Source organism: Streptomyces sp. AA1529 (assembly GCF_000280905.1).
Lineage (GTDB): Bacteria > Actinomycetota > Actinomycetes > Streptomycetales > Streptomycetaceae > Streptomyces.
The window spans coordinates 138112-164432 of sequence record NZ_ALAP01000078.1; the positions used below are offsets into that span (position 1 = coordinate 138112).

The 26321-nt window shown below is 74.7% G+C and carries 19 protein-coding genes; 6 read left to right on the forward strand and 13 right to left on the reverse strand.

The window, feature by feature from the left end:
• Nucleotides 1–36: 36 nt before the first annotated feature.
• The 4 genes from A949_RS0122885 to uvrB all read right to left on the reverse strand — a co-directional run bounded on the left by A949_RS0122885 (nt 37) and on the right by uvrB (nt 6286).
• Nucleotides 37–1032 (reverse strand): TerC family protein, encoded by a 996-nt coding sequence (locus A949_RS0122885; RefSeq protein ID WP_037707275.1) that lies wholly within the window; start codon nt 1030–1032, stop codon nt 37–39.
• Nucleotides 1033–1357: 325 nt separating this feature from the next.
• A complete protein-coding gene (locus A949_RS0122890) occupies nt 1358–3229 on the reverse strand; it encodes a TerD family protein (RefSeq protein ID WP_019358369.1) in 1872 nt (623 codons plus the stop codon).
• A 199-nt stretch (nt 3230–3428) separates the two neighbouring features.
• Complete coding sequence (locus A949_RS0122895) at nt 3429–4007, reverse strand: TerD family protein (RefSeq protein WP_026004936.1); 579 nt, start codon at nt 4005–4007, stop codon at nt 3429–3431.
• A 158-nt stretch (nt 4008–4165) separates the two neighbouring features.
• Complete coding sequence (gene uvrB / locus A949_RS0122900) at nt 4166–6286, reverse strand: excinuclease ABC subunit UvrB (RefSeq protein ID WP_026004937.1); 2121 nt, start codon at nt 6284–6286, stop codon at nt 4166–4168.
• Between the two features lie 205 nt (nt 6287–6491).
• Here uvrB and A949_RS0122905 point away from each other — a divergent pair, with 205 nt between their 5' ends.
• From A949_RS0122905 to A949_RS0122915, 3 genes are all read left to right on the forward strand, one after another.
• On the forward strand, nt 6492–7499 hold the full coding sequence (locus A949_RS0122905) for a glycerophosphodiester phosphodiesterase (protein ID WP_019358372.1): 1008 nt from the start codon (nt 6492–6494) through the stop codon (nt 7497–7499).
• 62 nt (nt 7500–7561) lie between these two features.
• Entirely contained in the window at nt 7562–8125 is a 564-nt protein-coding gene (locus A949_RS0122910) for a methylated-DNA--[protein]-cysteine S-methyltransferase (RefSeq protein WP_019358373.1), read from the forward strand.
• 212 nt (nt 8126–8337) lie between these two features.
• A complete protein-coding gene (locus A949_RS0122915; protein WP_037707330.1) occupies nt 8338–9669 on the forward strand; it encodes an MFS transporter in 1332 nt (443 codons plus the stop codon).
• A 109-nt stretch (nt 9670–9778) separates the two neighbouring features.
• Here A949_RS0122915 and A949_RS0122920 read toward each other — a convergent pair whose 3' ends face one another.
• The 5 genes from A949_RS0122920 to A949_RS34220 all read right to left on the reverse strand — a co-directional run bounded on the left by A949_RS0122920 (nt 9779) and on the right by A949_RS34220 (nt 16716).
• The gene (locus A949_RS0122920; RefSeq protein WP_019358375.1) at nt 9779–10561 is read right to left on the reverse strand and encodes a PIG-L deacetylase family protein; all 783 of its coding nucleotides are present in this window, start codon (nt 10559–10561) and stop codon (nt 9779–9781) included.
• Nucleotides 10562–10827: 266 nt separating this feature from the next.
• Complete coding sequence (locus A949_RS0122925) at nt 10828–11559, reverse strand: hypothetical protein (protein WP_019358376.1); 732 nt, start codon at nt 11557–11559, stop codon at nt 10828–10830.
• A gap of 135 nt (nt 11560–11694) precedes the next feature.
• A complete protein-coding gene (locus A949_RS34210) occupies nt 11695–13074 on the reverse strand; it encodes an SWIM zinc finger family protein (protein ID WP_019358377.1) in 1380 nt (459 codons plus the stop codon).
• The gene (locus A949_RS34215; RefSeq protein ID WP_019358378.1) at nt 13071–15716 is read right to left on the reverse strand and encodes a DEAD/DEAH box helicase; all 2646 of its coding nucleotides are present in this window, start codon (nt 15714–15716) and stop codon (nt 13071–13073) included. Before A949_RS34215 ends, A949_RS34210 begins: the two co-directional genes overlap by 4 nt.
• A 526-nt stretch (nt 15717–16242) precedes the next feature.
• The gene (locus A949_RS34220) at nt 16243–16716 is read right to left on the reverse strand and encodes a hypothetical protein (RefSeq protein WP_019358379.1); all 474 of its coding nucleotides are present in this window, start codon (nt 16714–16716) and stop codon (nt 16243–16245) included.
• A 64-nt stretch (nt 16717–16780) separates the two neighbouring features.
• On the opposite strand from A949_RS34220, the gene A949_RS0122945 reads away from it, so the two are divergent.
• Nucleotides 16781–18043, forward strand: a complete 1263-nt coding sequence (locus A949_RS0122945) for an amidase family protein (RefSeq protein WP_019358380.1) — start codon at nt 16781–16783, stop codon at nt 18041–18043.
• 36 nt (nt 18044–18079) lie between these two features.
• Here A949_RS0122945 and A949_RS0122950 read toward each other — a convergent pair whose 3' ends face one another.
• The 4 genes from A949_RS0122950 to rpsA all read right to left on the reverse strand — a co-directional run bounded on the left by A949_RS0122950 (nt 18080) and on the right by rpsA (nt 22140).
• Entirely contained in the window at nt 18080–18532 is a 453-nt protein-coding gene (locus tag A949_RS0122950; RefSeq protein WP_051019593.1) for a tetratricopeptide repeat protein, read from the reverse strand.
• Nucleotides 18533–18724: 192 nt separating this feature from the next.
• Entirely contained in the window at nt 18725–19321 is a 597-nt protein-coding gene (gene coaE, locus A949_RS0122955) for a dephospho-CoA kinase (protein ID WP_019358382.1), read from the reverse strand.
• A gap of 105 nt (nt 19322–19426) precedes the next feature.
• Entirely contained in the window at nt 19427–20380 is a 954-nt protein-coding gene (locus A949_RS0122960) for a PAC2 family protein (RefSeq protein ID WP_106428881.1), read from the reverse strand.
• Between the two features lie 236 nt (nt 20381–20616).
• On the reverse strand, nt 20617–22140 hold the full coding sequence (gene rpsA / locus A949_RS0122965) for a 30S ribosomal protein S1 (RefSeq protein WP_019358384.1): 1524 nt from the start codon (nt 22138–22140) through the stop codon (nt 20617–20619).
• A gap of 394 nt (nt 22141–22534) precedes the next feature.
• Between rpsA and A949_RS0122970 the strand changes: the two genes are divergently transcribed.
• Both A949_RS0122970 and hrpB read left to right on the forward strand, forming a co-directional pair.
• Nucleotides 22535–23512 (forward strand): class I SAM-dependent methyltransferase, encoded by a 978-nt coding sequence (locus A949_RS0122970; RefSeq protein ID WP_019358385.1) that lies wholly within the window; start codon nt 22535–22537, stop codon nt 23510–23512.
• Between the two features lie 174 nt (nt 23513–23686).
• Nucleotides 23687–26221, forward strand: a complete 2535-nt coding sequence (gene hrpB, locus A949_RS0122975; protein WP_019358386.1) for an ATP-dependent helicase HrpB — start codon at nt 23687–23689, stop codon at nt 26219–26221.
• Nucleotides 26222–26321: the final 100 nt, after the last annotated feature.

The following is a 26321-nucleotide window of genomic DNA, read 5'->3' on the forward strand; positions in this document are numbered from 1 at the left end:
GGCCCGGAGACCGGTGACCGGTCAGGGGCCCGGAGGTCAGGAACCGGTACGGGTCCGCTCGTCGCGCTCGGCGTCGGCCGCGGCCCGTGCCTGCTTGCGGGAGGCCGCCAGCGAGGTGATCGTCGTGATGATCAGCACGGCGCAGATGACGCCGAGCGACACCGGGATGCTGATCTCCGGAACGTGGACCCCGCTCTCGTGCAGCGCGTGCAGCACCAGCTTGACGCCGATGAAGCCGAGGATGATCGAGAGCCCGTAGGAGAGGTGTACCAGCTTCTGCAGCAGGCCGCCGATCAGGAAGTAGAGCTGCCGCAGCCCCATCAGGGCGAACGCGTTGGCGGTGAAGACGATGTACGGGTCCTGGGTGAGGCCGAAGATCGCCGGGATGGAGTCCAGCGCGAACAGCACGTCCGTGGTGCCGATCGCCAGCATGACGATCAGCATGGGTGTCATCAGCCGCTTGCCGTTCTCGACGACGAACAGCTTGGTGCCGTGGTACTTGTCCGTCGAGGGAAAGCGCCGCTCGACGGCCTTGAGCAGCCGGTTCTCCTCGAACTCCTCCTCGTCGTCACCGGAGCGGGCCTCCTGGACGAGCTTCCACGCCGTCCAGATCAGAAAGGCGCCGAAGAGGAAGAAGACCCAGGAGAAGGTGGAGATGATCGCGGCCCCGGCGGCGATGAAGGCACCGCGCAGCACCAGCGCGATGAGCACGCCGACCATCAGCACCCGCTGCTGGTAGATCGACGGCACCGCGAACTTCGCCATGATCAGCACGAAGACGAAGAGGTTGTCGACGCTCAGCGACTTCTCGGTGATGAAGCCCGCGAAGAACTCGCCGGATGCCTGGCCGTTCCCGAACAGGAAGAGGCCGAGTCCGAAGAGTGCGGCGAGGACGATCCAGACGGTCGTCCAGATGCCCGCCTCCTTGAGGGAGACCTCGTGCGGCTTGCGGCCGCCGATGAAGAAGTCCACCGCGATGAGGGCGGACAGACCGACGATGGTCAGCGCCCAGGTGGTCATGGATATGTCCATGCGTGATCCTCCGGCTTGCATTCGAGCATGGGCCGGAGGTCTCTTCCACCCGGGGCCGCCGCCCGCAGCGGGCCGGGCCGGTGCCCCGGGGCCGTCCTGTCCGGCCCGTACTGACGGGATCACCGCATGGCTGGGAATACTCCCCTCCGATACAAGAGAGAGTAAAGTAAAACCATGTAAAGGTAAAGAGTATGGTCGGGCAGGCCCCGCGCCCCGCCCCGCCAAGGCGGTCGGGGGCGCGGTCGGGCACAGTCGGGCACAGTCGGGCCCGGTCTCCCGGGTGCGGGATTCCACTCCCGGGCTCGGGGAACGGAGGGAGCGGTTCTCAGCCGCCGGCCGTGCGGCGCGCGGCTGCGGCATGCCGCAGCACCTGCGGCACGACCCGGCTGCCGGCGGGCACCCGCAGCGGCTCGTACGTCCAGGCGTGGCCCACCCACGGATCGGCCAGATGGTCGTCCGGGACCGGGGTCAGCCGCAGCAGCGAGCGCCACAGCGGATCGAGCAGCGGCCCGAAGCCGCGCGCCTCGTCCCGGTCGGCCACCAGCAGCAGGCTGACGCCGACCGCGGGCCCCTCGTCCGCGAGGTAGCGCAACTGGTTGACGGCCCGGTCGTCGAAGCCGTGCGGGAAGTCGTGGACGACCAGGAGCTGGTCGGCCAGGTCCAGGTCGGGCGGAAGCGCGTCGGTCGCCCCGCTGCGCACCGCCATCCGGACGAGGTCGACCCGCTGCGTCAGCCGCTCCAGGGTGCGGGCGACACCGGAGGCGCCCGCGGCGGGCGGATCCGCCAGTACGCCCGACTCCACCAGCGGAAGGAGCGCGGTGGCCGCGGCGCCCGCAGGGTCGATGATCCGGAGGGTCACCTCGCCCGGCGGATGCACGGCCAGGACGCGGGCGGCCAGTGCGGCGGCGGTCGTCCGCGCGAGGTGACGCAGCTCGTCCGCGTCCGCCGCTCCCGCCTCCCGGCTCCGCGGGCGGCCGCTGTCGATCCACAGGCCCCGCTCCAGCGGCAGCCGCACCAGCAGGGGAACCCGCAGCCCGGCGCGCTCCGGGAGGCTCACATCGCCCACCCGGAGCGCCAGGGGACGCTCGGTGGGCGGCCGGTAGGCGTGCCAGACAGGGTTGTCCCAGCGGGCCATCGCAGGCGGCAGGGCCGGCTCGACCACCTCCGCCTCGGCCTCGAGCTGCGCCGCGTCCCGCTCCAGTACGGCACGGGCCTGCTCCACCAGCGTGCTGTGCCTGGCCTCGGCCCGGGCACGGGCCTCCGCCGCGGCAGCGCCGACCCGGGCCTGCGGATCGGCGAGCACCCCGTCCAGTTCGCGCTCCCTGCGCGCGTCGGCGAAGTCGACGGCCGAACGGTAGGCCGCCACGCTGCGGGCCAGGTCCTCGAAGATGCCCCACACCTGGTTGTGGAGCCGCTCCTCCAGCGACCAGCCGGCGGCGTCGCCCGCCACCGGCTGCGCCCCCGCATCCTCCCCGGTCCCCGGTCCAGGCCCGGGTGGCGCGGGTGGCGCGGCGCCGGTGGCCGCCGGGGCGCGGCGCGGATGGCGGTAGTCGACCGGGCCCCCGGCGGAGGCGCCGCCGGCCGCACCGCGGGATGCGGCGGCGTGCGGGGCCGGGCTCTGCTGAGGGGGTGCGACCGCGTCGTCCGCGCCGGCGGTGACCGCCTCCTGGACGGCGGCGGCCAGCGTGTGCGCCTCGGCCAGCCCCTGGTCGGCGAACAGGGCCGCGAGGCCGTCCGCATACCCCTGTCCGACAGCCCGCACCTTCCATGCGCCCCGGCGCAGATACAGCTCCAGGGCGACGACGGCGGACTCGGTGGCCAGTCCCGTCACCGTGTAGCTGGCGAGCTCCGTGCCGTCCGGGCCGGTGACGGCGAGGAAAGGCGCGGGGAGGCCGGCGAAGCCCGGGGGAGCGCCCGGCCCGGCGGGCAGGGCCAGCAGGATGCTCACCCGCTCGACGCCCTGGGGCAACGCCCCCGGGTCGAGGGCCAGGTGGTGCACCGCCGCCGCCCGGCGGGAAACCTCGACCCCGGGCAGCCGCGGGGCTGCCGGGTGGGCAGTCCACTCGGCGCCGCGGATCCGCCCCTGCGCGTCGTTGAGTGTCGCCGCGGCGACGACCGGGGTACCCGCCGTCACCCGGATCTCCATCCGGGTGCCGGGCAGCGGGTGGTTCTGCCCCCGGACCAGCTCGGCCGTCATCGTCGTGCCTCTCCCCTGCGGCTCTCGTACTCGGCGGACGGGGCCGCCCGGGACCCCCGCGGGCCGGGACCGCTGCCGCTCGGGCGGGCCCGGGGCTGTCGCATCGACGGTCCGGGACCGGTCACCGCGTCGGCGGGACCGGACGGGTCACCGCGCCGGGCGGACCGGAGGGGTCACCGCCTCGGCGGCAGCGCACAGCTCACAGCTTCGGCAGGATCGTCGGCATCAGGTCCTGGAAGGTACGGCCGTTGGCGGGCTCGCCGATGGCGGTCATCTGCCAGCCGCTGCCCTGCCGGTGGACCTTCGCCATGATCTGCGCGGTGTACTGGCCGCCGCCGGTGAGCGTGTAGCGGGCCGTCTCCTGGCCGGTGGTCTCGTCGACGAGGCGGCAGAAGGCGTTCTCGACCTCGGCGAAGGTCTGGCCGGTGAACGAGTTGACCGTGAAGACGATCTGGTCGATGTGGACCGGGACGCGCTGCAGATCCACCAGGATCGCCTCGTCGTCGCCGCCCTCGCCCGACCCGCCCACCAGGTTGTCACCGGTGTGCTTGACCGAGCCGTCGTCGCTCACCAGATGGCGGAAGAAGACGACGTCGACGGGCTGCTTGTCGGCGAAGAGCACCGCCGAGGCGTCGAGGTCGATCTCCTTGGTGCGCTTCCCGAACAGCCCCCGCCGCGGTGCGGCCTTCCAGCCCAGGCCCATGCGCACCGCGGTGAGGCTGGCCCCGTCGCTCTTCTGCAGGCTGATGCCCTGGCCCTTGGACAAGTTGACCGACACGTGCGTCCCCTCTCTGAACCGGGGCCGCCACAGGCCGACGGCCACCAGATTCAGCACCCTACGCAAGAGCGCGGAGCGCCCGGGAGGCCGTCCGCGACTTGTGTCGGTCTTGCAACACACTCCGCGCGGCGGGCCCCGGCCGCGGGCGCCGTGCCCGGCTACTTCAGTCCGGCCTCCTTCATCTGGCGCAGCTCCTTCTTGAGTTCCCCGACCTCGTCGCGCAGCCGTGCGGCGACCTCGAACTGGAGCTCCGCGGCGGCGGCGCGCATCCGCTCGGTCAGATCCTCGATGGTCTGGGCGAGTTCGGCGGCGGGCCGGTCGGTCAGCTCACCGGAGCCGGCGCCCTTGCCCTTGCCCAGTGCGGGGGTGGGGGCCTTCCCCTTGCCGGCCTTGCCCGACTCGTCCCGCCGGCGGTAACCGGTGTCCAGCAGCGCCTCGGTGTCGACCTCCTCGCGGGCGATGTCCGCGACGATGTCGCCGATCTTCTTGCGCAGCGGCTCCGGATCGATGCCGTGCTCCTGGTTGTAGGCGATCTGCTTCTCGCGGCGCCGGTTGGTCTCCTCGATCGCCCGCTGCATGCCGGGGGTGACCTTGTCCGCGTACATATGGACCTGGCCGGAGACGTTGCGCGCCGCACGGCCGATCGTCTGGATCAGCGAGGTGCCGGAGCGCAGGAAGCCCTCCTTGTCGGCGTCCAGGATCGCCACCAGGGAGACCTCGGGCAGGTCGAGCCCCTCCCGCAGCAGGTTGATGCCGACCAGCACGTCGTACTCGCCCGCGCGCAGCTCTCGCAGCAGTTCGATGCGGCGCAGGGTGTCCACGTCGCTGTGCAGGTAGCGGACCCGGATGCCCAGTTCGACGAAGTAGTCCGTCAGATCCTCGGCCATCTTCTTGGTGAGGGTGGTGACCAGCACCCGCTCGTCGCGCTCCTCGCGCAGCCGGATCTCGTGGACCAGGTCGTCGATCTGCCCGTCGGTGGGCTTGACGACCACCTCCGGGTCGACCAGCCCGGTGGGGCGGATGACCTGTTCCACATAGCCGTCGGAGCGGGCCAGCTCGTAGGGGCCGGGGGTGGCCGACAGATAGACCGTCTGGTCGGTGCGCTCCAGGAACTCCTCCCACTTCAGCGGCCGGTTGTCCAGCGCGGAGGGCAGGCGGAAGCCGTGGTCGATCAGTGTGCGCTTGCGGGCGGCGTCGCCCTCGTACATGGCGCCGATCTGCGGGACCGTCTGGTGCGACTCGTCGATGACCAGCAGGAAGTCCTCGGGGAAGTAGTCCAGCAGGGTGTGCGGCGCGGTGCCGGGGTCGCGGCCGTCGATGTGCAGCGAGTAGTTCTCGATTCCCGAGCAGGTGCCGATCTGCCGCATCATCTCGATGTCGTACGTCGTCCGCATCCGCAGCCGCTGGGCCTCCAGGAGCTTGCCCTGCTTCTCCATCGACTCCAGCGTCGCGGCCAGCTCGGCCTCGATGGCCGCGACGGCGCGCTCCATCCGCTCCGGACCGGCCACGTAGTGCGAGGCGGGGAAGACGTACAGCTCCCGGTCCTCGGTGATCACCTCGCCGGTGATCGGATGGAGGGTGGAGAGGGCCTCGATCTCGTCCCCGAACATCTCGATGCGGACCGCGAGCTCCTCGTACACCGGGAAGATCTCGACGGTGTCGCCGCGGACCCGGAAGGTGCCCCTGGTGAACGACATGTCGTTGCGCTGGTACTGGATGTCCACGAAGCGCCGCAGCAGCGCGTCCCGGTCGATCTCCTCGCCGACCTTCAGCGGCACCATGCGGTCGACGTACTCCTGCGGGGTGCCGAGGCCGTAGATGCAGGAGACGGAGGCGACCACCACGACGTCACGCCGGGTGAGCAGTGAGTTCGTCGCACTGTGGCGCAGCCGTTCGACCTCCTCGTTGATCGAGGAGTCCTTCTCGATGTAGGTGTCCGTCTGCGGGACGTACGCCTCCGGCTGGTAGTAGTCGTAGTACGAGACGAAGTACTCGACCGCGTTGTTCGGCAGCAGCTCCCGGAACTCGTTCGCGAGCTGTGCGGCCAGGGTCTTGTTCGGCGCCATCACCAGCGTCGGGCGCTGCAACTTCTCGATCATCCACGCTGTGGTGGCCGACTTGCCGGTGCCCGTGGCACCCAGCAGTACGACATCCTTCTCACCTGCGGTGACCCGCTGCGCGAGCTCCGCGATGGCGGTCGGCTGGTCGCCGCTGGGCCGGTACGGACTGACGACCTCGAAGGGCGCCACCTTGCGTTCGATCTCGGTGTTGGGCCGCATGTCCACCACGGTACGACTCAGCACTGACAACGGGGTTCCGCGCGCAAACTACGCCCCACTGGCAGATAGCTGCCAATTTCCTTCGTCGCAGGTCAGCGACTTGACCACGCTCCGTTCAGCACCCCGTCACTTTGTCCTGGCTTGGTTGTATTGCGCATCGGGAACTGTCTCGGCAGTCCGTGCAGGTACAAGCGAGGAGTCCCGCATGTCGATACGCCCGCTGACCGCTGCCGCCACAGGTGCGCTGCTGGGTATGAGCGCGCTCTTCCTCACCGCCACGCCCTCCGCGGCGGCCTCACCCCGCCCGGCGGGACAGACGCCGGATCCGGTCGTAGACTTCTCCGGTTTCCTGGGCTTCGGCGACGACGAGGACCCCGACCCGGAGCTGCAGCAGTCCCCCTCCGACTCCAGAAAGCCGCACCGCTCCCCGCTCCCCGTGGGCCACCGCGGGGCGTCCGCCTACGCACCGGAGAACACGCTGGCCGCGGTCGACAAGGCACACGATCTCGGCATCGACTGGGTCGAGAACGACGTGCAGCGCACCAAGGACGGCAAGCTGCTGGTCATCCACGACACCACGCTCTCCCGCACCACGGACGTCGAACAGCGCTTCCCGGACCGCAGCCCGTGGAAGGTCTCCGACTTCACGCTCAAGGAGATCAAGACGCTGGACGCCGGAAGCTGGCTGGACAGCAAGTTCGCCGGCGAGCGGATCCCCACCCTGGGCGAATACCTGGACCGGCTCACCAGGAACGGGCAGGACCTGCTGCTGGAGCTGAAGTCCCCCGCGCTCTACCCGGGCATCGAACGCGAGACCCTCGACGAGCTCGACCGGCAGGGCTGGCTGGACCGCCGGCACACCAGGAGCAGGCTCATCGTCCAGAGCTTCGACAAGGGCGCGGTGCAGAAGGTGCACCAGCAGCGCCCCGAGGTGAAGACCGGCTTCCTGGGCACCCCCAAGGCGGCCGAGCTGAAGGACTACGCCGCGTTCGCCGACCAGATCAACCCCACCCACGCCGATGCCACCGCCGACTACGTGAAGGCCGTCCACGCCCTCAAGGGGCCGCACCACAAGCGAATGGAGATCTTCACCTGGACCGTGAACGACGCCGAGACCGCCCGCAAGGTCGCCGACGCCGGGGTGGACGGCATCATCTCGAACAAGCCGGACGTGGTCAGCGACGCCGTGCAGGGGTCGGGGCCGACCGGCTGACCGGCCCGCCGGTACGGTCCGGAAGGGCGTCGGCTGTCGGTGGGCACCTCTAGGGTGCCGGTATGACTGACACCCCGGTGCGGCCCGCGGCCTGGAGGCCGCGGGAGACGCCCATCGGACCGCTGCTGCTCGCGGCGACCGCGGAGGGCCTGGTCAACGTCGTCTTCCACGCGCGGGGACGCACGCTCGACCGGGCCCTCGCCCGGCTGCACGCCCGGCTGGGCGCCGGACCGCTGCCCGCGGCGCAGGCCCCGGCGTCCGCCGCCGGGCATCTCGATGCGGCCGCGGCGGCGCTGGACGACTACTTCGCGGGCTCTCCGGCGCCCTTCACCGTGCCGCTGGACTGGTCGCTGACGGAGGGTTTCCCCGCGCGGGTGCTGCGCGAGCTGGCGACCGGTGTGCCGTACGGGACGACGGTCGGCTACCAGGACCTCGCCGTACGCGCGGGCGACCCCGGTGCGGCCCGCGCGGTCGGCGCCGCCATGGGCGCCAATCCGCTGCCGGTGGTCGTGCCCTGCCACCGGGTGCTGGAGAGCTCCGGCGCGATCGGCGGCTTCGGGGGCGGGCTGGAGACCAAGCGGGCGCTCCTCGCGCTGGAGGGCGTGCTGCCGCAGCCGCTGTTCTGAGCCCTGCGGGACCGGCCGTAAGTCCGTGGTGGCGCACGGCGCCGGGTGCCAGACTGCACGGCGTGACTGACATTCGCGACACGGCCGACGGTGATGACACCCCGGAAGCCGCGGGAGACGGACCGGTGGGCACGGCGCCGGAGCGGACCGGCGGCCCGCCGGAAGCGCCCGGCGGGCTCGCACAGCGCGGCACCCGGCCCGGGGGACTCGCCGTGCGCGGCCCGCGGCAGCCGGCCGGGGAACCGGCGGCGGACGGCGGGATCGATCTGCCTGCCGTGCGGCGACGGGTGCGGCTGGCCCTGGTCCTCAGCCAGATCCTCGGCGGGCTGGGCGTCTCCACGGCGGTCGCGCTGGCCGCCGTGCTGGCCGAGGACATCGGCGGCTCCGAGGCCGTGGCGGGACTGGCGTCCACGTCCTCGGTCATCGGGACGGCACTGCTGTCCCTGCCGTGCGCGGCGCTGATGGCGCGGCGCGGGAGGCGCGTCGGGCTGACGTCCGCCTACGCCGTGGCGGCCGTCGGCGGGCTCGTCGTGGTGGCCGGAGCCGCGCTGCGCAACTTCCCGCTGCTGCTGGTGGGCATGGCCGCCTTCGGCGGGAGCAACACCGCCGGCCTCCAGGCCCGCTTCGCCGCCGCCGACCTGGCCGAGCCGCTGCACCGGGCGCGGGCCATCTCCACGGTGGTGTGGGCGACCACGGTCGGCGCGGTCCTGGGTCCGAACATCGCGGGGCCCGCCGGGAGGAGCGTGGCCGGCCTCGGGGTGCCGGAGACGGCCGGCCCCTTCCTGTGGGGCACGGTGGTCTTCCTGATCGCCGGAGGGCTGCTGCAGGTGCTGCTGCGGCCCGACCCGCTGCTGACGGCCCGCGCGCTGGCCCGGAAGGCGACGGCCGGCGGCGGGCCGGACGAAGGCGGCGGGCAGCCCGGAGCGGACGGGGGACGGCAGTCGGACGAGGACGGCGGTGACCGGTCGCTGCGGGCCGGCCTGGCCGCGGTGACGGCCTCAGCGCCCGCCCGGGTCGCGCTGGCCGCGATAGCCGGCTCGCACACGGTCATGGTCTCGGTGATGGTGATGACCCCGGTGGACCTGGGCGGGCACGGCGCCGGGGTGGAACTGATCGGGCTCGTGCTCAGCGGACACATCGCCGGGATGTACGCCTTCTCGCCCGTCATGGGCTGGCTCGCGGACCGGATCGGCAGGTTCAGCGTCATCCTGGTGGGCGCGGCGCTGCTCGGGTGCGCCACCGCGCTGGCCGGGACGGCGGACGGGAACCACGCACAGTCCGCGGTCGGGCTGTTCCTGCTCGGGCTGGGCTGGTCCGCGGGGCTGGTCGCCGGGTCCGCGCTGCTGACCGACTCGGTACCGCAGCGGGCCCGCGCCGCCGTGCAGGGCTTCTCCGACCTGATCATGAACTCGGCCGCCGGTGTCGGCGGCGCGCTCTCCGGACTGGTGGTCGCCCAGGCCGGCTACGGCTGGCTCAACCTGCTGGCAGCGGCGCTGCTGATCCCCGTCACGGCGCTGACGGTGACGGTCGCGGTACGGCGCTGAGGAAGGCCGCCGACGGCAACGGATGTCCCCGGGGGCGGGGCCGCACGGCGGGTCCGTCGCCACACGCCGGAGGCGGAGCCGGCGGGCACGCCGCCGGCTCCGCCGACGATCAGCGCGCGTGGAGTTCGAAGGCCACCGCGCGCCGCCCACCGGTCCGGTCGGCGTGCAGATCCAGGCCCCCGTGCACGATCGAGCGCGCGTACGTCTCGGGGTCCTCGTCGGTGAGCGCCTCGATATAGGCACGGTGCTCCAGCAGTGAGGCGACTCCCTTGCGGGTCGCCTCCTCCCCCACCGGCACCGCGTGCGTGACGGCCGGAGAGGCGAAGACCGCCACCCACCGCACTCCGTCCCACGGCAGGACACCTTCCACGTCGAACTGTTCGCTGAAGATCCACCGGTTGCCCGCGTCCCCCACCGCGTCGAGGACCGAGCGGCCCAGCGCGCGATGGTCGGGGGTGTTCCACGGGCTGCCGGGACCACCGCCCCAGGTGTCGTGGTGGTTGAGGGTGAGGACCAGTTCGGGGCGGTGCCTGCGGATCGCCGCCGCGATGTCGCTCCGCAGCGCGGGTCCCTCCGTCAGCACTCCGTCCCGGTGGTCGAGGAACTCCACCCCGGTGACGCCCACGTGTGCGCAGCCGGCCCGCTGCTCGGCCTCGCGGACCCCGGCGGCCTCCGCCGGGTCCATGGTCTCGATACCCGCCTCGCCGCGGGTCGCGAGCAGATAGGCGACGTCCTTGCCCTGCGCCGTCCACTCGGCCACGGCCGCGGCGGCGCCGTACTCCATGTCGTCCGGATGGGCGACGACCGCCAGGGCCCGGGTCCAGTCCTGCGGCATCGCCGCCAGGCGCATCCGCGCACCCTGCTCCTCGGCGCCTCGCGCTGTGGCCGTCATGTCCGCTCCGCCTCTCGTCGCCCGCGCCGTCGTCGGCGCCGCTCCTCCAGGGCAACTCCCGGTCGCCGGGCGCTTGTTCCCCGGTGACCGGCCGTGTCCCCACGGTCCCGGCACCCCCGGGCCCCCGCCGGCGCCGGTGGTACGCGCGGCGCCGGGTCCGACCGGCGGCACTCCGGATGGTTCCAGGGTTCCAGCCGGATGGCCGGTCGGCACCTCGGCGGCCCGGCCCGGCGCGGGGAACTGCCGCGCCGGAACGGCGGGCGGGATCAGCCGTACGGGTTACCGCGGGGGTCGGCGGGAGCACCGCCCTGCTGCGGGCCGGGGTTGCCGTAGTACGGGCCCGGCTGCTGCGGGGGCTGCTGGGGCGGGGCCGCCGGGGCTCCGGGGGCCTGGGACTGGCCGTGGTAGGGGCCGGGCTGCGGCTGGCCTCCGGGCTGGGGTTGGGCCTGCGGGGGCTGCTGCGGCGCATAGCCCTGCTGGGGCTGGGGCGCGTAACCCTGCTGGGGCGCGTATCCCTGCTGCGGCGCGTAACCCTGCTGCGGCTGGGGGGCGTACTGCTGCGGGGCGTAGCCCTGCGGGGCGCCCTGCGCGCCGCCGACCACCGCGAGCAGCTCCTCCAGTTCGTTCCGCCAGATGCGGTGCACATTGATGCGCACCGGCTTCGCCTCGCCCGGCAGCGCCATGTGGTAGAAGCTCCACAGGGGGTTGAGCTGGATCTCGCCGAAGAGCGAGCGGGCCTGCTCCCGCGGGATCGCGTGCACGATTTCCTTCGGGCGCTGCGAGAACCGGGACATCCGCTGCACCAGCAAGGCCTGTTCGGTGACCGTGATGAAGTAGTACTTGATGAGGAACTGGCCGATCAGGCCGAGGAATCCGACACTGAGCCACGGTGTGGGCCCCGCAACGGTCCCGACCGACACCAGCGGACGGTCTCCGGGAGCCTGTTGGGCTATGGCCTCGGCCACCTGCTTCTTCATCGTCGCCTTGCGAAAGGCCATCGGACCGCTCCTCGCTCCGTTCGCCGCGGATACGGCGCTGTCTCTGCGTTCGGCGCAGAGTACTCGCTCCGGGTGACAGCGCCCCTCCCGGGGCGGCGGACCGGCCGCCCCGGAGCGCGGTCCCGGCCGCGACGGTCACCGCTGCCCGAGCCCGGTGAGGGCCTGCACCGGGTCGGCCGCGGAGGGGCCTTCGGGCCACCAGTCGGCGGCGTCCGCGCGGCCGTCCGGGCCGGAGCCGCCGCGGTCCGCGGAACCCGGGCCGGAAGCGTCCCGGTAGGGATACCAGCGGCCGTCGCCCCCGAAGCGGAGCTGGACGGGGCGCGTGGTGTGGGTGAGCTGGTTGCGGTGGATGGTCATCGCTATCCCCAGGCCCGCCAGGGCGCTGCGCCCGCGGTCGAAGTCGCCCGCCGGCGGATCCCAGGCGGCCTCCAGCACGGCCAGCCCGGCCGGACCGCCCTGCCGCCAGGCCGCCGCGGCCCGGGCCAGCTCCAGCGGGTCCCGGCCGGCCGACCGCGCCAGACCGGCGAAGCGCGCGGAGAGGGTGCGGCGACCGGTCAACTGCGGGTGGGTGGCGGCGAGGCGCACGGTGTCGTGCCAGCGCGACAGGTCGGGCAGCGGATCGTACTCGCCCACGCCACGCGGCCCCGCGCCGTCGTGCTCCACCGGCACGGCGGAGAGCGCGCACCGGGCCCGGACCGCCGCGTCGGCCGCCAGGAAGGCGAGAGCGTCGGCGTCGGGTGCGCCGGGTAGTTCGGGATAGGCCCCCGGCCCGCTCGCGACGTCCGGCAGCGGCTGCGGCTCGGGGAGCGGAGGGCGCACGGAGGCGGCGAACACCTCGGTGGCGAGCCGCGTGACGCGCGGCCCCCGCCCGTCGCCCGGCGAGCCGTCGGCATCCCCGCGGGACCGGCGCGGCGACGTCCCGTCTCCGCACGTGCGGGGGCGCTCCGCGGAGGGGCCGGTGCGGGCCGCACCCAGGCGCGCGACCTCCGCGCGCACCGCCTCCGCGCTGCGGCCCCGCATCAGCAGCAGCGCCCAGGGGTCGGCGTCCAGCAGCGCCCCGGTCCCGTAGCCGAGCGCCGCCGCGTGCTTGCAGGGGTGTCCGCGGTCCGGGCAACTGCACGCGGGCAGCAGATCCTCGGAGCCGGGCAGCAGCCGGACCCCCGCCGACTGCGCCACGGGCACCACGTCCCAGGGGAGTTCACCGTCCAGCAGCGCCGCCGCCAGCACCGGGCGGCCGGCGACAGCCGTCAGGAAGGCCGTCCACTCCTCCTCGGACAGCGTGGGCAGCCGCCATTCGGCCCGGTAGGGGCGCGCGCGGCTGCCGCGCACATACGCCAGGACGCGTCCCGGCCCCACCCGCGGTGCGGACACCGCACCGGCGGCGCCCCGGGCCCCGTCCGGGTCCGCGTAGGCCCGGCCGCGCGCCAGCCGGGCGGTGTCCAGCGCCGCGCCCTCCATCGCCCGCAGCCAGCCGGCGCCCCAACTCCCCGCCGGATGCGGTGCGGTGCCGCTCACGGCTGCCTCCGCAGCGCCACCAGATCCGCCAGCTCCCGGTCGGTCAGCTCCGTCAGCGCGGCCTCTCCCCCGCTGAGCACGGCGTCGGCCAACTGCTGCTTGGCCGTCAGCAGCCGGGCGATGCGATCCTCGACCGTGCCCCGGGTGAGCAGCCGGTGCACCTGAACGGGCTGCGTCTGACCGATGCGGTAGGCCCGGTCGGTGGCCTGCTCCTCGACTGCCGGATTCCACCAGCGGTCGAAGTGGACGACGTGTCCGGCCCGGGTGAGGTTGAGACCGGTGCCCGCCGCCCGGAGCGACAGCAGGAAGACGGGGACCGCACCGGACTGGAAGGCGTCCACCAGCTCCTCCCTGCGGCCCACCGGGGTCCCGCCGTGCAGGAGCTGGGCCGGGATGCGGCGTTCGGCGAGATGCGCCCGGAGCAGCCGGGCCATCTCCACGTACTGGGTGAACACCAGCACCGAACCACCCTCGGCCCGGATCGTGCCCAGCAGTTCGTCCAGCAGCCCGAGCTTGCCGGAGCGGCCGGGGAGGCGTCCGGCCGCTCCCTCCCGCAGATACTGCGCCGGGTGGTTGCAGATCTGCTTGAGCGCGGTCAGCAGCTTCATCACCAGGCCGCGCCGCTCCATGCCCGTCGCCTCCGCGATCCGCGCCAGGGTCTCGCGCACCACCGCCTCGTACAGGGACGCCTGCTCCCGGCTGAGCTCGACCGTGTGGTCCGTCTCCGTCTTGGGCGGCAGCTCGGGGACGATGCCCGGATCGGATTTTTTGCGGCGCAGCAGGAAGGGCCGCACCAGCCGGGCCAGCCGCTGCGCCGCCTCCGGGTCCTCACCGCCCTCCACGGCTCTGGCGTGCCGGGCGCGGAAGGTCTTGAGCGGGCCGAGCAGTCCGGGCGTGGTCCAGTCGAGCAGGGCCCACAGCTCGGAGAGGTTGTTCTCCACGGGGGTGCCGGTGAGGGCGATCCGGGCGGCGGCCGGAAGGGTGCGCAGCGCGCGCGCCGTCGCGGAGCCCGCGTTCTTGACGTGCTGGGCCTCGTCCGCGACGACCAGTCCCCACGCCTGTCCGGCGAGCTGTTCCGCGCTGCCGCGCAGGGTGCCGTACGTCGTCAGGACGAACCCCGCGTCCGGTTCCGGTTCCCCGGCTGCTCCGGGGCCGCCGCGCGCCAGCCCCTCCAGGGTGCGTCCGGGACCGTGGTAGCGGCGTACCGGCACATCGGGCGCGAAGCGGGCGAGTTCCCGCTGCCAGTTGCCCAGCAGCGAGGCGGGGCAGACCACCAGCGTCGGCGCCGTCGCGCCGTGCTCGGCGCGGCGCAGATGGAGCGCGATGAGGGTGACGGTCTTGCCCAGCCCCATGTCGTCGGCGAGGCAGCCGCCCAGTCCGAGCGACGTCATCGACTCCAGCCAGCCGAGCCCCTGACGCTGGTAGCCGCGCAGCCGGGCGTGCAGCCGGGCGGGGGCGGCCACCGCGGCCCGGTCCGGGTCGGTGGCGGTACGGAGGGTGTCCCGGAGCGCCGCCAGGGCGCCCACCGGCACCGCCTCCACCCGTTCCCCGTCCACCTCCGCCTCCCCGGAGAGGGCTGCGGCCAGTGCGTCACCGGGCGAGAGGAGCCCCAGGTGCCGCTTGCGCGCCTTGCGCACCAGCTCCGGATCGACCTGCACCCACTGGTCGCGCAGCCGCACCAGCGGGCGGTGCGCCTCCGCCAGTTCGTCCATCTCCGCCTCGGTGAGCGGATCGCCGTCCAGCGCCAGCTGCCAGCGGAACTCCAGCAGCTGCTGCTCCTTGAAGAAGCCGAACCCGTCGGCCGCCGAACCCGGCGACTGCGGGCCCGGGCGCACCACCGCCGTCGCGCTCAGCAGCTCCCGGGCCAGGGCACGCGGCCAGTGCACGGCCACGTCGGCCGCGGCGAGTTCCCGGGCCGCCCGGCCCAGCAGGTCGTCCAGCTCCGTCCCGGTCAGCGGCAGCACGTCGGGGGCGGGCCGCTCCAGCAACCGTCCCAGCGGCGACCAGGCACGCGCGGCCCGCCGCACCGCCAGCACCGTCTCCACCCGGGCCCGCGGCCCGAGGTACTCCGCCTCGCCCTGCCACAGCGCGGCCACGTCCGCGACGAGCGTCGGATCCGCGGCGCTCGTCGCCTGGACGACCGCCGCCGCGACATACGGCTCCGCCGCGGGGCCGGTCCGCTGCGGGCCGTGCCGCTCCGGGCCGGTCCACCGAGGGGCGATCGGTTCCGGTTCGGTCCGCTCCCGGCCACTCCGCTCGCCGAGCACCTCCGGGCCGTGCCGCCCGTCCGCGCCCTCCCGGCCGGCGACCGGCCGGTGGTCCCGCGGGCCCTCCGGCTCGGGGCCGCCGTCGAAGACACGGTCCGCCGACAGATCGAGCCGCAGGGAGACCCGGACACCCGGCTCGGCGCCCGCGGCCACCTCACCCGCCCACTCCCGCAGCCGCGGATACTGCTCGGTGAGCCGTCGCCGCCCCGGGTCCGCGAAGGCCGGCCCCGCCACCGCGGACCCGGCGGGGGTGCGGGGCAGCACGTCGGCGACCGCGTCCAGGAAGTCCCGCACGAGTGCCTCGGGCTCCGGGACCCGCAGTGGGGCGTCCGCCGGGCGGCTTCCGGGGTCCGCCGCATCCCGCGGGACCGGCACCGCGTGCGCCTCCGGGGGGCATGGCGGCGGCGACCGCCCGCAGCTGCGCCACGTCCTCCGGGTCCAGCGGGCCCGCCCGCCACACGTCCTCGTCCCCTTCGCCCAGACCCGGCACCAGGCGTCCGCGGGCCACCAGCCGCAGTCCGTGCAGCGCCGCCGCGCCCCAGCAGGCGGCCGCGGGGTGCGCACCGCTCTCCGTACGCGCCCGCATCAACACGGGCAGGGCCTCGCGGACCGACAGCCGACGGGCCGGCACCACGCGCCGCCGCACGCCCCCGCCGTGCGGCCGCACCACCGCGAGCTCTCCCGGCACCCCCTGCTCGGGCAGCTCGCCCCCGTCCTCCCGCCAGAACGCCACGCGCCCCTCACGGGGCACCTCGCCCGGCAGGAACACCGCGGCGCACCTCAGGAGGCCCGCACCGCTCCCCGGACCCATCCGCGCCTCGCTTCCGCCCTCGTTCCTCGACCGCATCGGCCCACAGCGGGCCGGCGGGCCGCACACCCGGCCCGCACTCGTGGAACGAGTCTAGGAGCGCCCACTGACAAGGCTCCGGCACTCGAGGGATGCCCGGCCGGGACGGTGACCGGCGGCACGCCGGGCAGCGGGGCGGGGCTCGGCCCAGGCCGGTGCCGCCGTGGATGTCCCGGCCTGGATCACCGGCCCCCGCACCCGCGCCGGGCCCGCGGCCGTGCTGCGGACCTCGGAGCGTTCGGCCCGCAGCGCCGGGGCGTGCCGCGCGGCCCAACCGCACAGCAGGGCGGCGAACTCCTCGTCACCTCGTGCCTGCTCGGCCGGCCGGCAGGTCAGTGCACCGACCTGCCGGCCGTCGGCCGGGGCGACGGCCGGCAGCCGCCCCTCTCCGGGGTCGCCGCGGCGGCCGCCCACCCTGCGCACGAGCGAGAGCAGCAATTCCCGGGCGGACCGCCCGGCCGCGTCGGCAGCACCGCCGGCGGCGGCAGCGGCGGTGCCGGCGAGGCCGAACACGGTGGCAGCGTCCATGCGTCTCACGGTGGTTCGGCCGGGGACGGAGCCGCCGGACCGCGTCCGGTTGTACCGTTTCCCCGTGAGCGGTCCGAACGCACGTGGAGCAGCCGCCGCCCCGGCGCGTCCGCCCGGTCCCGCCCGCGGTCCGCTGTCGGCGGCCGGGATCGCCGCCGAGGTGGCCGCGGGACGCGTCACGGCGCGCGAGGTGGTGCGGGAAGCGCTGGCCCGCATCGCGGAAGCCGACCCGTCGGTCAGAGCGTTCGACTCGGTGTGGCCCGCGCGGGCGCTGGAGTACGCGGCGGCCGTCGACCGGGCCGTCGGGGACGGCGAGCGGCTGCCGCTGGCCGGAGTGCCGTTGGGGGTCAAGGCCACGCAGCGGCTCTCGGCACCTTGCGTGGCCCGGCTGGTCGCGGCCGGTTGCGTGCCCGTCGGTGCCACGGCGACCCCCGGCCCGGGAACCCCGTGGCAGACCTGGGGAATGACCGACCGGGGCCGCACCCTCAACCCGTTGCGGCCCGACCTGAGTCCGGGCGGGTCCTCGGCCGGTTCGGCCGCGGCCGTCGCGGCCGGGATGGTCCCCCTGGCCACCGGGAGCGACGGGGCGGGCTCCGTACGGATCCCGGCCGCGTGGTGCGCGGTGCTCGGCCTGAAGCCGACGGGCGGGCTGCTGCCCCTGCCCGGCAGCCCGCCGGGACGCCCCCGGCGGAGCGTGCCCGGACCACTGGCGCGCACCGCGGCCGACACCGCCGCCTGCTTCGCCGCCCTCACCGGCACCTCCGCATCCGCCCCCGGGCCTCCGGAGCGCCCGCTGCGCACGGCGTGGTCGGCCACCCTGGGCTGCGCCGACACCCGGCAGCCGGTCGCCGCGACGGCGCGTGCCTTCCTGGACGAGCTGGCCCGGACCGGCGCCGTCGCCCCGCGGCCCGCAGCCGTCCGGCTGCCGGATGCCGCCGACTGCTGGCGCACGCTCCGCGCCCGCCGCCCTCCGGGGACGGCCGCCGGCCCGGAAGGCGGTACCGCGGCCGGTCCGGCAGCCGCCGCGGCCGCCGACCGCACGGGCGCGGAGCTCGCGGCCGAGCTGGACCGGGTCTTCGCCGCGGTGGATCTGCTCGCCACTCCGACCACTCCCAACCCGCCGCACGGTCACCACGGGCCGGGTGAGGACATGAGTGTCGCTCTCACCTGGGCCTTCAACATCACCGGGCACCCGGCGATCAGCCTGCCCGCCGGTCGGACCGGGGCCGGTGAACCGGTCGGGCTGCAACTCGTGGCCGCGCACGGCCGGGAGGCCGAGCTGCTGGCCGTCGCGGCTGCCGCCGAGACGGTGCCCGGGCCGCACTGACCGGCCCGGGTCCGGGTCCGGGCCGCGTTCCGCGGGTCAGTTGCCCAGGTCCGTCGCCCCGGGGGCGGGGGGCTCGAAGCTCTCGAAACCGGCGGCCTCCACGAAGTCGGGCCGGGGGTCGAGTGCGGCGGCGAGCTTGAAGTGGGCGCGTGCCTCCTCGTCCCGGGAGCCGCGCTGGAGCGTACGGGCCAGGGCGAAGTGCGCGAAGGCGTTGTCCGGCTCGCGCTCCAGCACCCACTGGAACTCCTGCTCGGCCGAGCGCAGCCGGGCCTCCAGGAAGTACGCGCGGGCGCGCAGCAGCCGCGCACCCCGGTGCTCGGGGTGTTCGTCGATCACGTTGTCCAGCAGGTCGACCGCGCCGCGCGGGTCGCGCGCTGCCAGCAGCTGCTCCGCCGCGCGGAACTGGATGAGGTTCGTCTCGGGGCTCGTCACAGCACTGCCCTTCCGTCGGCTGACGCCTCGGCACAACGCCGGACCGCCCGCGGCCATTCCCGGGGCGGTCCGCCGGCCGGGGACTGGGGAGCATATGCCCCTCGGCCGGGCAAGACGAACGGAATACGGCCGGTGTGCCCCTTCCCGGGGAAATGCCCGCCGCGGCGCCGGCGGTCGCGGCGGTCGCGGATCCCCTCCCGGGAGCCGACGGCCGGTGGCCGGTGGCGGACGGGGACACCCGGCGGCGGGTCAGCCGTGCAACTCGTGCCAGATCTCGCGGACCCGGGGCGCCAGCTCCGCCAGCGGCCCGTTGTTGTCGATCACGATGTCGGCGACCGCGAGCCGCTCGGCACGACTCGCCTGCGCTGCCATCCGGGCGCGCGCCTCGTCCTCGTCCGTGCCGCGCAGCCGCACCAGGCGGTCGAGCCGGGTCTCGGTGGCGGCGTCCACGACGACGACCGTGTCGTAGAGCGGCGCGAGTCCGTTCTCCACCAGCAGCGGCACGTCGTGGACGACGACCGCGTCCGGGTCGGCCTCCCGCGCAGCACGCTCCAGTTCCGCGGAGCGCTCGCCGACCAGGGGGTGCACGATCGCGTTGAGCGCCGCCCGCCGCTCCGGGTCGGCGAAGACGAGGGCGGCCAGCCGCGGCCGGTCCAGGCGTCCTTCCGGGGTCAGGACCTCCGCACCGAACGCGTCGACGACCGCCGCCAGGCCCGGGGTGCCGGGCTCGACGACCTCCCGCGCGACGCGGTCCGCGTCCACGACCACCGCTCCGCACTCGGCGAACAGCCGTGCGACTTCGCTCTTGCCCGAGCCGATCCCGCCCGTCAGACCCACCTTCACCATGCGCCCCACGCTATCGGGTGACCGCACCCGGGCGGCAGCCCGTATCCGCCGGGCGCCGCCGGGTTCCGGAACCGGACAGGGCGGCCCACGCGGGAGCGGCCCGGCTCACTCCTGGCGCCCGCCCTCGGAGCCCGGACCCTGCTGGCCCTCACGATCGGCGAGGAACTGCTCGAAGACCGCCCCCAGCTCCTCGGCGGAGGGCAGCTCGGCGGGCTCGGCCACCAGATTGCCGCGCGTCTCGGCACCCGCCACCGCGTCGTACTGCTGCTCCAGGCCGCGGACGACCGAGACCAGTTCGTCGTCCCCCTCGGCCAGCTGCCGTTCGATCTCGTTCTGGGTGCGCAGCGCCTCCGTCCGCAGCGCGTGCGCCACCTCCGGGAGGACCAGACCCGTCGCCGAGGTGATCGCCTCGGCCACGACGAGCGCGGCGTCGGGATAGGTCGAGCGGGCGATGTAGTGCGGGACGTGGGCGGCCACACCGAGCACGTCGTGTCCGCTCTCCGCCAGCCTGAACTCCGTCAGCGCCGCCGCGCTGCCCGGGACCTGGGCCTCGTCGAAGGCGGACCCCTGGCCGGGTACCAGGTCGGTGCGGTTCCCGTGCGGGGTCAGCCCGACCGGACGGGTGTGCGGCACGCCCATCGGGATGCCGTGGAAGGTCACCGACAGCCGGACCCGCAGCCGCTCCACGATCTCGCGGAGTGCCGCGGTGAAGCCCTCCCACTCGCTGTCCGGCTCCGGGCCGGACAGCAGCAGGAACGGCGCGTCCGTGGCGTCGCGCAGCAGCCGCAGCTCCAGCCGGGGCGTCTCGTAGGACACCCAGCGGTCCCGGCGGAAGGTCATCATCGGCCGGCGCGCCCGGTAGTCGAGCAGGCGGTCGACGTCGAAACGGGCGACGGTGCGGGCGGGCTGGCTCTCCAGCAGCCGCTCCACGATCTGCTCACCGGTGTCGCCTGCGTCCATGAAGCCCTCGAGGTGGTACAGCATCACCAGCCCGGCGCTGTCCGGCTCGTCGACGATCGCGTCGACCGCGTCGAGTCCCGCCTGGTCCCAGGAGTACATCGCTTCCCGCTTCTGTGCCATACCCCTGCCAACGCCCCGCCCCCGCGCCCGCATTCCCCTTTCGGAGGATCGGCCGTTTCGCTTCCGGGCGGCGTGCGGCGCTTCCGGACAGCCGACGCGCCACCGGGCGCCTTCCGCGGGTGGCCGACGGCAGGCCGGAACGGGCCGAGGCCCGCACCCCCGAAAGGGTGCGGGCCTCGGTTCCGCTCGTGTGCTCCTCGCCTCGCGGCGAGCGATCAGCTCTGGCCGCCGGCCAGCTTCTCGCGGAGCGCGGCAAGCGCCTCGTCGGAGGCCAGCGCGCCCGAGTCCTCGTCCGAACCCTCGGACGAGTAGGAGCCGCCGCCCTGGCCGCCGCCCTGGCCGCCGCCCTGCGGGGCACTGGCGCCGCCGCCGGTCGTGCCCTCGGCCGCGGCCTGCTCGTCGGCCTCGCGGGACTTGATGACCTGCGCCTGGTGCTGCTCGAAGCGGGTCTGGGCCTGGGCGTACTGGCCCTCCCACTCCTCGCGCTGCTTCTCGTAGCCCGGCAGCCAGTCGTTGGCCTCCGGGTCGAAGCCCTCGGGGTAGATGTAGTTGCCCTGGTCGTCGTAGGACGCGGCCATGCCGTAGAGCGTCGGGTCGAACTCGACCGCGGTCGGGTCCGCACCGAAGGACTCGTTGGCCTGCTTCAGCGAGAGGCTGATGCGGCGGCGCTCCAGGTCGATGTCGATGACCTTGACGAAGATCTCGTCGTTGACCTGGACGACCTGCTCCGGGATCTCCACGTGGCGCTCGGCCAGCTCGGAGATGTGGACCAGGCCCTCGATGCCCTCGTCGACGCGGACGAACGCACCGAACGGCACCAGCTTGGTGACCTTGCCGGGGACGACCTGGCCGATCTGGTGGGTGCGGGCGAACTGCTGCCAGGGGTCTTCCTGGGTGGCCTTGAGCGACAGGGACACGCGCTCGCGGTCCATGTCGACGTCCAGCACCTCGACGGTGACCTCCTGGCCGACCTCGACGACCTCGGAGGGGTGGTCGATGTGCTTCCAGGACAGCTCCGAGACGTGCACCAGGCCGTCGACGCCGCCCAGGTCCACGAAGGCACCGAAGTTGACGATGGAGGAGACGACGCCGGAGCGCACCTGGCCCTTCTGGAGGGTGGTGAGGAAGGTCTGGCGGACCTCGCTCTGGGTCTGCTCCAGCCAGGCGCGGCGGGAGAGAACCACGTTGTTGCGGTTCTTGTCCAGCTCGATGATCTTGGCTTCGAGCTCCTTGCCGACGTACGGCTGGAGGTCGCGCACCCGGCGCATCTCGACCAGGGAGGCGGGGAGGAAGCCCCGGAGGCCGATGTCGAGGATGAGACCACCCTTGACGACCTCGATGACGGTACCGGTGACGATGCCGTCCTCTTCCTTGATCTTCTCGATGGTGCCCCAGGCCCGCTCGTACTGGGCGCGCTTCTTCGAGAGGATCAGGCGCCCCTCCTTGTCCTCCTTCTGGAGGACGAGGGCCTCGATCTCGTCACCGACGGCGACGACCTCGTTCGGGTCGACGTCGTGCTTGATCGACAGCTCTCGGGAAGGGATGACACCTTCGGTCTTGTAACCGATGTCGAGCAGGACCTCGTCCCGGTCGACCTTCACGATGACGCCGTCGACGATGTCGCCGTCGTTGAAGTACTTGATCGTCTCGTCGATCGCGGCGAGGAAGGCTTCCTCGGAACCGATGTCGTTGACCGCAACCTGCGGAGTGGTGGCGGAAGTCTCGGTGCTGCTCGTCATGTGGAAAAGGGTCTCCGGTACGGACATGAAGTCGTAGGTACTGCTACGCCGAGGACCCTTCGAACGCACCACACATGCAAGTCAGCCGGACAGCCTGGAAAACCCGGAACCCGAGGGGACATACAGTCGATGCGAGCGCGGCCTGCTCGGTCCGAGGCACGCAGGCCCGCAGCGCAACTTGTAGCATACGGGGGCCGCTGGGCATGGTCAATGCGCGAAAGAGCACACCTGGGATGCAACACCCCATACCCGGCAGAACTCGCCGCTCCGCACGGCCGGATGGCCGTGGCCGGAAGCCGGTCCGCCGGACCCGGGCCGCCCGGCCGAGCTCCGGAAGGCACCCCGGGGCGCGCCGCGGGGACACCGAGAAACCGAGAGTACGGGGAGCGCCGTAATGGAACAAAAGCACGAGGTCGGCGAGGGTGTCCACCCCCTGACCCAGGGTGATCCCGGGGCCCGGTCCTGCGGCGCGCCCGGCCCGCGGGCCGGCTCCGGGCACGCCGGGCACGCCGGGCAGCAGACCGGGGACACCGGGGCCGCCGGACACACCGCGGACGACACCGACGACGCGGCGGCCGTGCGGCGGCCGGCCGGGGACCGGGAGACCAGCCGGGCGAACCGCGGCTGGTGGGAGCGGAACGCGGACGAGTACCAGAACGACCACGGCGACTTCCTCGGCGACGCCCGCTTCGTCTGGGGCCCCGAGGGCCTGGACGAGGCCGAGGCGGAACTGCTCGGCCCCGCGGAGCGGCTCCGCGGCCTGGACGTGCTGGAAGTGGGCGCGGGGGCCGCGCAGTGCTCCCGCTGGCTGGCCGCCCAGGGCGCCCGGCCCGTCGCACTCGACCTCTCCCACCGGCAGCTGCAGCACGCGCTGCGGATCGGCGGCGGGGAGCCGGGCCGGCCGGAGTTCCCGCTGGTCGAGGCGGACGCCCGGGCGCTCCCCTTCGCGGACGGGTCCTTCGACGTGGCCTGCTCGGCCTTCGGCGCGATCCCGTTCGTGGCCGACCCCGAGCGGGTGTTCGCCGAAGTGGCCCGGGTGCTGCGCCCCGGGGGCCGCTGGGTCTTCTCCCTCACCCACCCGCTGCGCTGGTCCCTGGCCGACGAACCGGGGCCCGAGGGGCTGACCGTCCTCGCCTCCTACTTCGACCGCACGCCCTACGTGGAGGAGGACGGCGCGGGGCGGACGGTGTACGCGGAGCACCACCGCACCCTGGGGGACCGGGTGCGGGAGCTGGTCGGGGCCGGGTTCCGGCTGGAGGATCTGGTCGAGCCGGAGTGGCCGGAGTGGAACCAGCAGGTATGGGGCGGCTGGTCGCCGCTGCGCGGACGGCTGGTGCCCGGCACGGCCGTCTTCGTGTGCACGCTCGCCTGACCGCCGCGGCGCCGCGGCGGAGGGCCGTACGGCCCTCCGCACCTCGCGTCGCCGCGCGGGGCCCGGTGCACGGTGGCCCGCACCGCACGACATCCGGCGCCACCGTGTCCCCCGCGCCCCGGCACCCCCGCCCCGGGAGGCACACCGGAGGCGCCGGCCGGGCACAATCGGCTGGTGCGCCATGACGACCAGTTGCAGCAGCTCCCCATAGCCGAGGCGGTCCCCCGGGTGCGCGACGCGCTCGCCGGGTGCGGAGCGGCCGTCGTGCACGCCCCGCCGGGCACCGGCAAGACGACGCTGCTGCCGCTCGCGCTGGCCGGGCTGCTGCCGGACGGCGCACCGGCCCGCACCGTCCTGGTGGCCGAGCCGCGCCGGATGGCGGCGCGGTCGGCGGCGCGCCGGATGGCCTGGCTGCTGGGCGAGCGGCCGGGCGGGAGCGTGGGCTTCACGGTGCGGGGCGAGCGCCGGGCCGGGCCCGGCACCCGGGTGGAGGTGGTGACCACGGGCGTGCTGCTCCAGCGACTGCAACGCGACCCGGAGCTGCCCGGTGTGGACACCGTCCTGATGGACGAGTGCCACGAGCGCCATCTGGACGCCGACACGGCGCTGGCCTTCCTGCTGGACGTGCGCGAGACGCTCCGCCCCGACCTGCACCTGATCGCCGCGTCCGCCACCCAGGACAGCGCGGCGTGGGCGCGGCTGCTGGACGCGCGGGTCGTGCACGGCCGGGGTACGAGCCATCCGGTGGAGGTGCGGTACGCGCCGCCGCCCGCCGGGCTGCGCCCGCCGCACGGCATGCGCGTCGATCCGGGGCTGCTGCGCCATGTGGCGGCGACCGTCCGGCAGGCGCTGGCGGCCGAGCCGGAGGGCGACGTGCTCTGCTTCCTGCCCGGCGTCGGCGAGATCGCCCGGGTGGCCGAGCTGCTGTCGGGGCAGGCGGCGCGGGTGCTCCCGCTGCACGGCCGGGCACCGGCGCGGGTGCAGGACGAGGTGCTGGGCGGCGGGCCCCGCGGGGAGCGCCGGGTGATCCTCTCCACGGCGGTGGCCGAGTCGAGTCTGACGGTGCCGGGGGTGCGGGTGGTGGTGGACGCGGGGCTGGCCCGGGAGCCCCGCACGGACCATGCGCGGGGGCTCGGCTCGCTGACCACGGTGCGGGTCTCCCGCGCGGCGGCCGAGCAGCGCCGCGGCCGGGCCGGCCGTGAGGCACCGGGCGTGGCCTACGCGTGCTGGGCGGAGGCCGACGAGGCGGGGCGGCCGCGCGATCCGTCCCCCGGGATCGCGGTGGCCGATCTGACGGCGTTCGCCCTGCAGGCCGCCTGCTGGGGCGATCCGCGGGCGGCGCGGCTCGCGCTGCTGGACGCGCCGCCGGAGGGCGCCATGGCGGCGGCGCGGCGGACGCTGCGGACGGTCGGTGCGCTGGACGAACGGGACCGGGTGACCCGGCGGGGGCAGCGGATGGCCGGTCTGGGGGTGCACCCGCGGCTGGCCCGCGCGCTGCTGGACGGCGCCGCGGCCGTGGGCAGCGACGCGGCCTGCGAGACGGTGGCGCTGCTGGGCGAGGAGCCCCCGCGGGCGTACGGGGACGACGCGGCCGAAGCCGTCCGGCGGGCCCGCGCGGCGCCGCGCGAGGACCCGTACGGGACGCGTTGGGCGGCCGAGGTGCGGCGGCTGCGGTCGCTGCTGGGCGCGCGCACGGAGCCGCCGGAGGGGCTCACCCACGAGCTGGCCGTGGGCACGGTGGTGGCACTCGCGCAGCCGGAGCGGGTGGCGCGGGCGCAGAGCGGCAGCGCGTATCTGATGGCGGGCGGCACCCGCGCCGAGCTCGCCGCGGACAGCGCGCTGCGCGGGGCCCGGTGGCTGGCCGTCGCCGTCGCGGACCGGCCGGTGGGCGACGCCTCGGCCCGGGTGCGGATGGCGGCCGCGATCGACGAGGCGACGGCGCGGGCCGCGGCGGGCGCGCTGTACGGAGTGCGCGAGGAGGTCCGCTGGGACCCCGGGCAGGGTCCGCAGGACGCGCCCGGTGACGTGGTGGCCCGTCGGGTGGAGTCCCTGGGGGCGGTGCGGCTGTCGGTGCGCCCGCTGCCCCACCCGCCGCCCGAGGCGCTGCGGGAGGCCGCGCTGCAGGGGCTGCGGCAGCACGGAACGGATCTGCTGCGCTGGTCACCGAGGGCCGTGGCGCTGCGCCGCAGGCTGGCCTTCCTGCACCGGGCGTTGGGCGCACCCTGGCCGGACGTCTCCGAGGAGGCACTGCTGGCACAGGCGGAGGGCCGGCTGGGACAGGTGCGCTCGCGCGCCGACCTGGCCGGCATCGAGGCGGGTGAGGTGCTGTCGGGGATGCTGCCGTGGGCCTCCGGCGCGGCCACGCGACTGGAGGAGCTGGCGCCGGAGCGGGTCGAGGTGCCGTCGGGGGCACGGATCCGGGTCGACTACACACCGGAGCAGCCGGTGCTGGCCGTGAAGCTCCAGGAGATGTTCGGGGCGCTGGAGACTCCGCGGCTGGCGGACGGGCGGGTGCCGCTGCTGCTCCACCTGCTCTCCCCCGCCGGGCGTCCCGCGGCCGTCACCGCCGATCTGGCGTCCTTCTGGGCGGAGGGCTACCGGAGTGTGCGGGCCGAGCTGCGCGGCCGCTATCCCAAGCACCCCTGGCCGGAGGACCCCGCCGCGGCCGAACCCACCGGCCGCACGAAGGCTCGCGGGCGGCCGGGGTGAGCCCGTCGGGCGGGCGAGGGCCGGACGGACGCCCCGGTGGAGGACGTTCCGCCGGACGCCCCGGTCGCCCGTGGGGCACGCGTCGCCGCTGCCGCCGGGC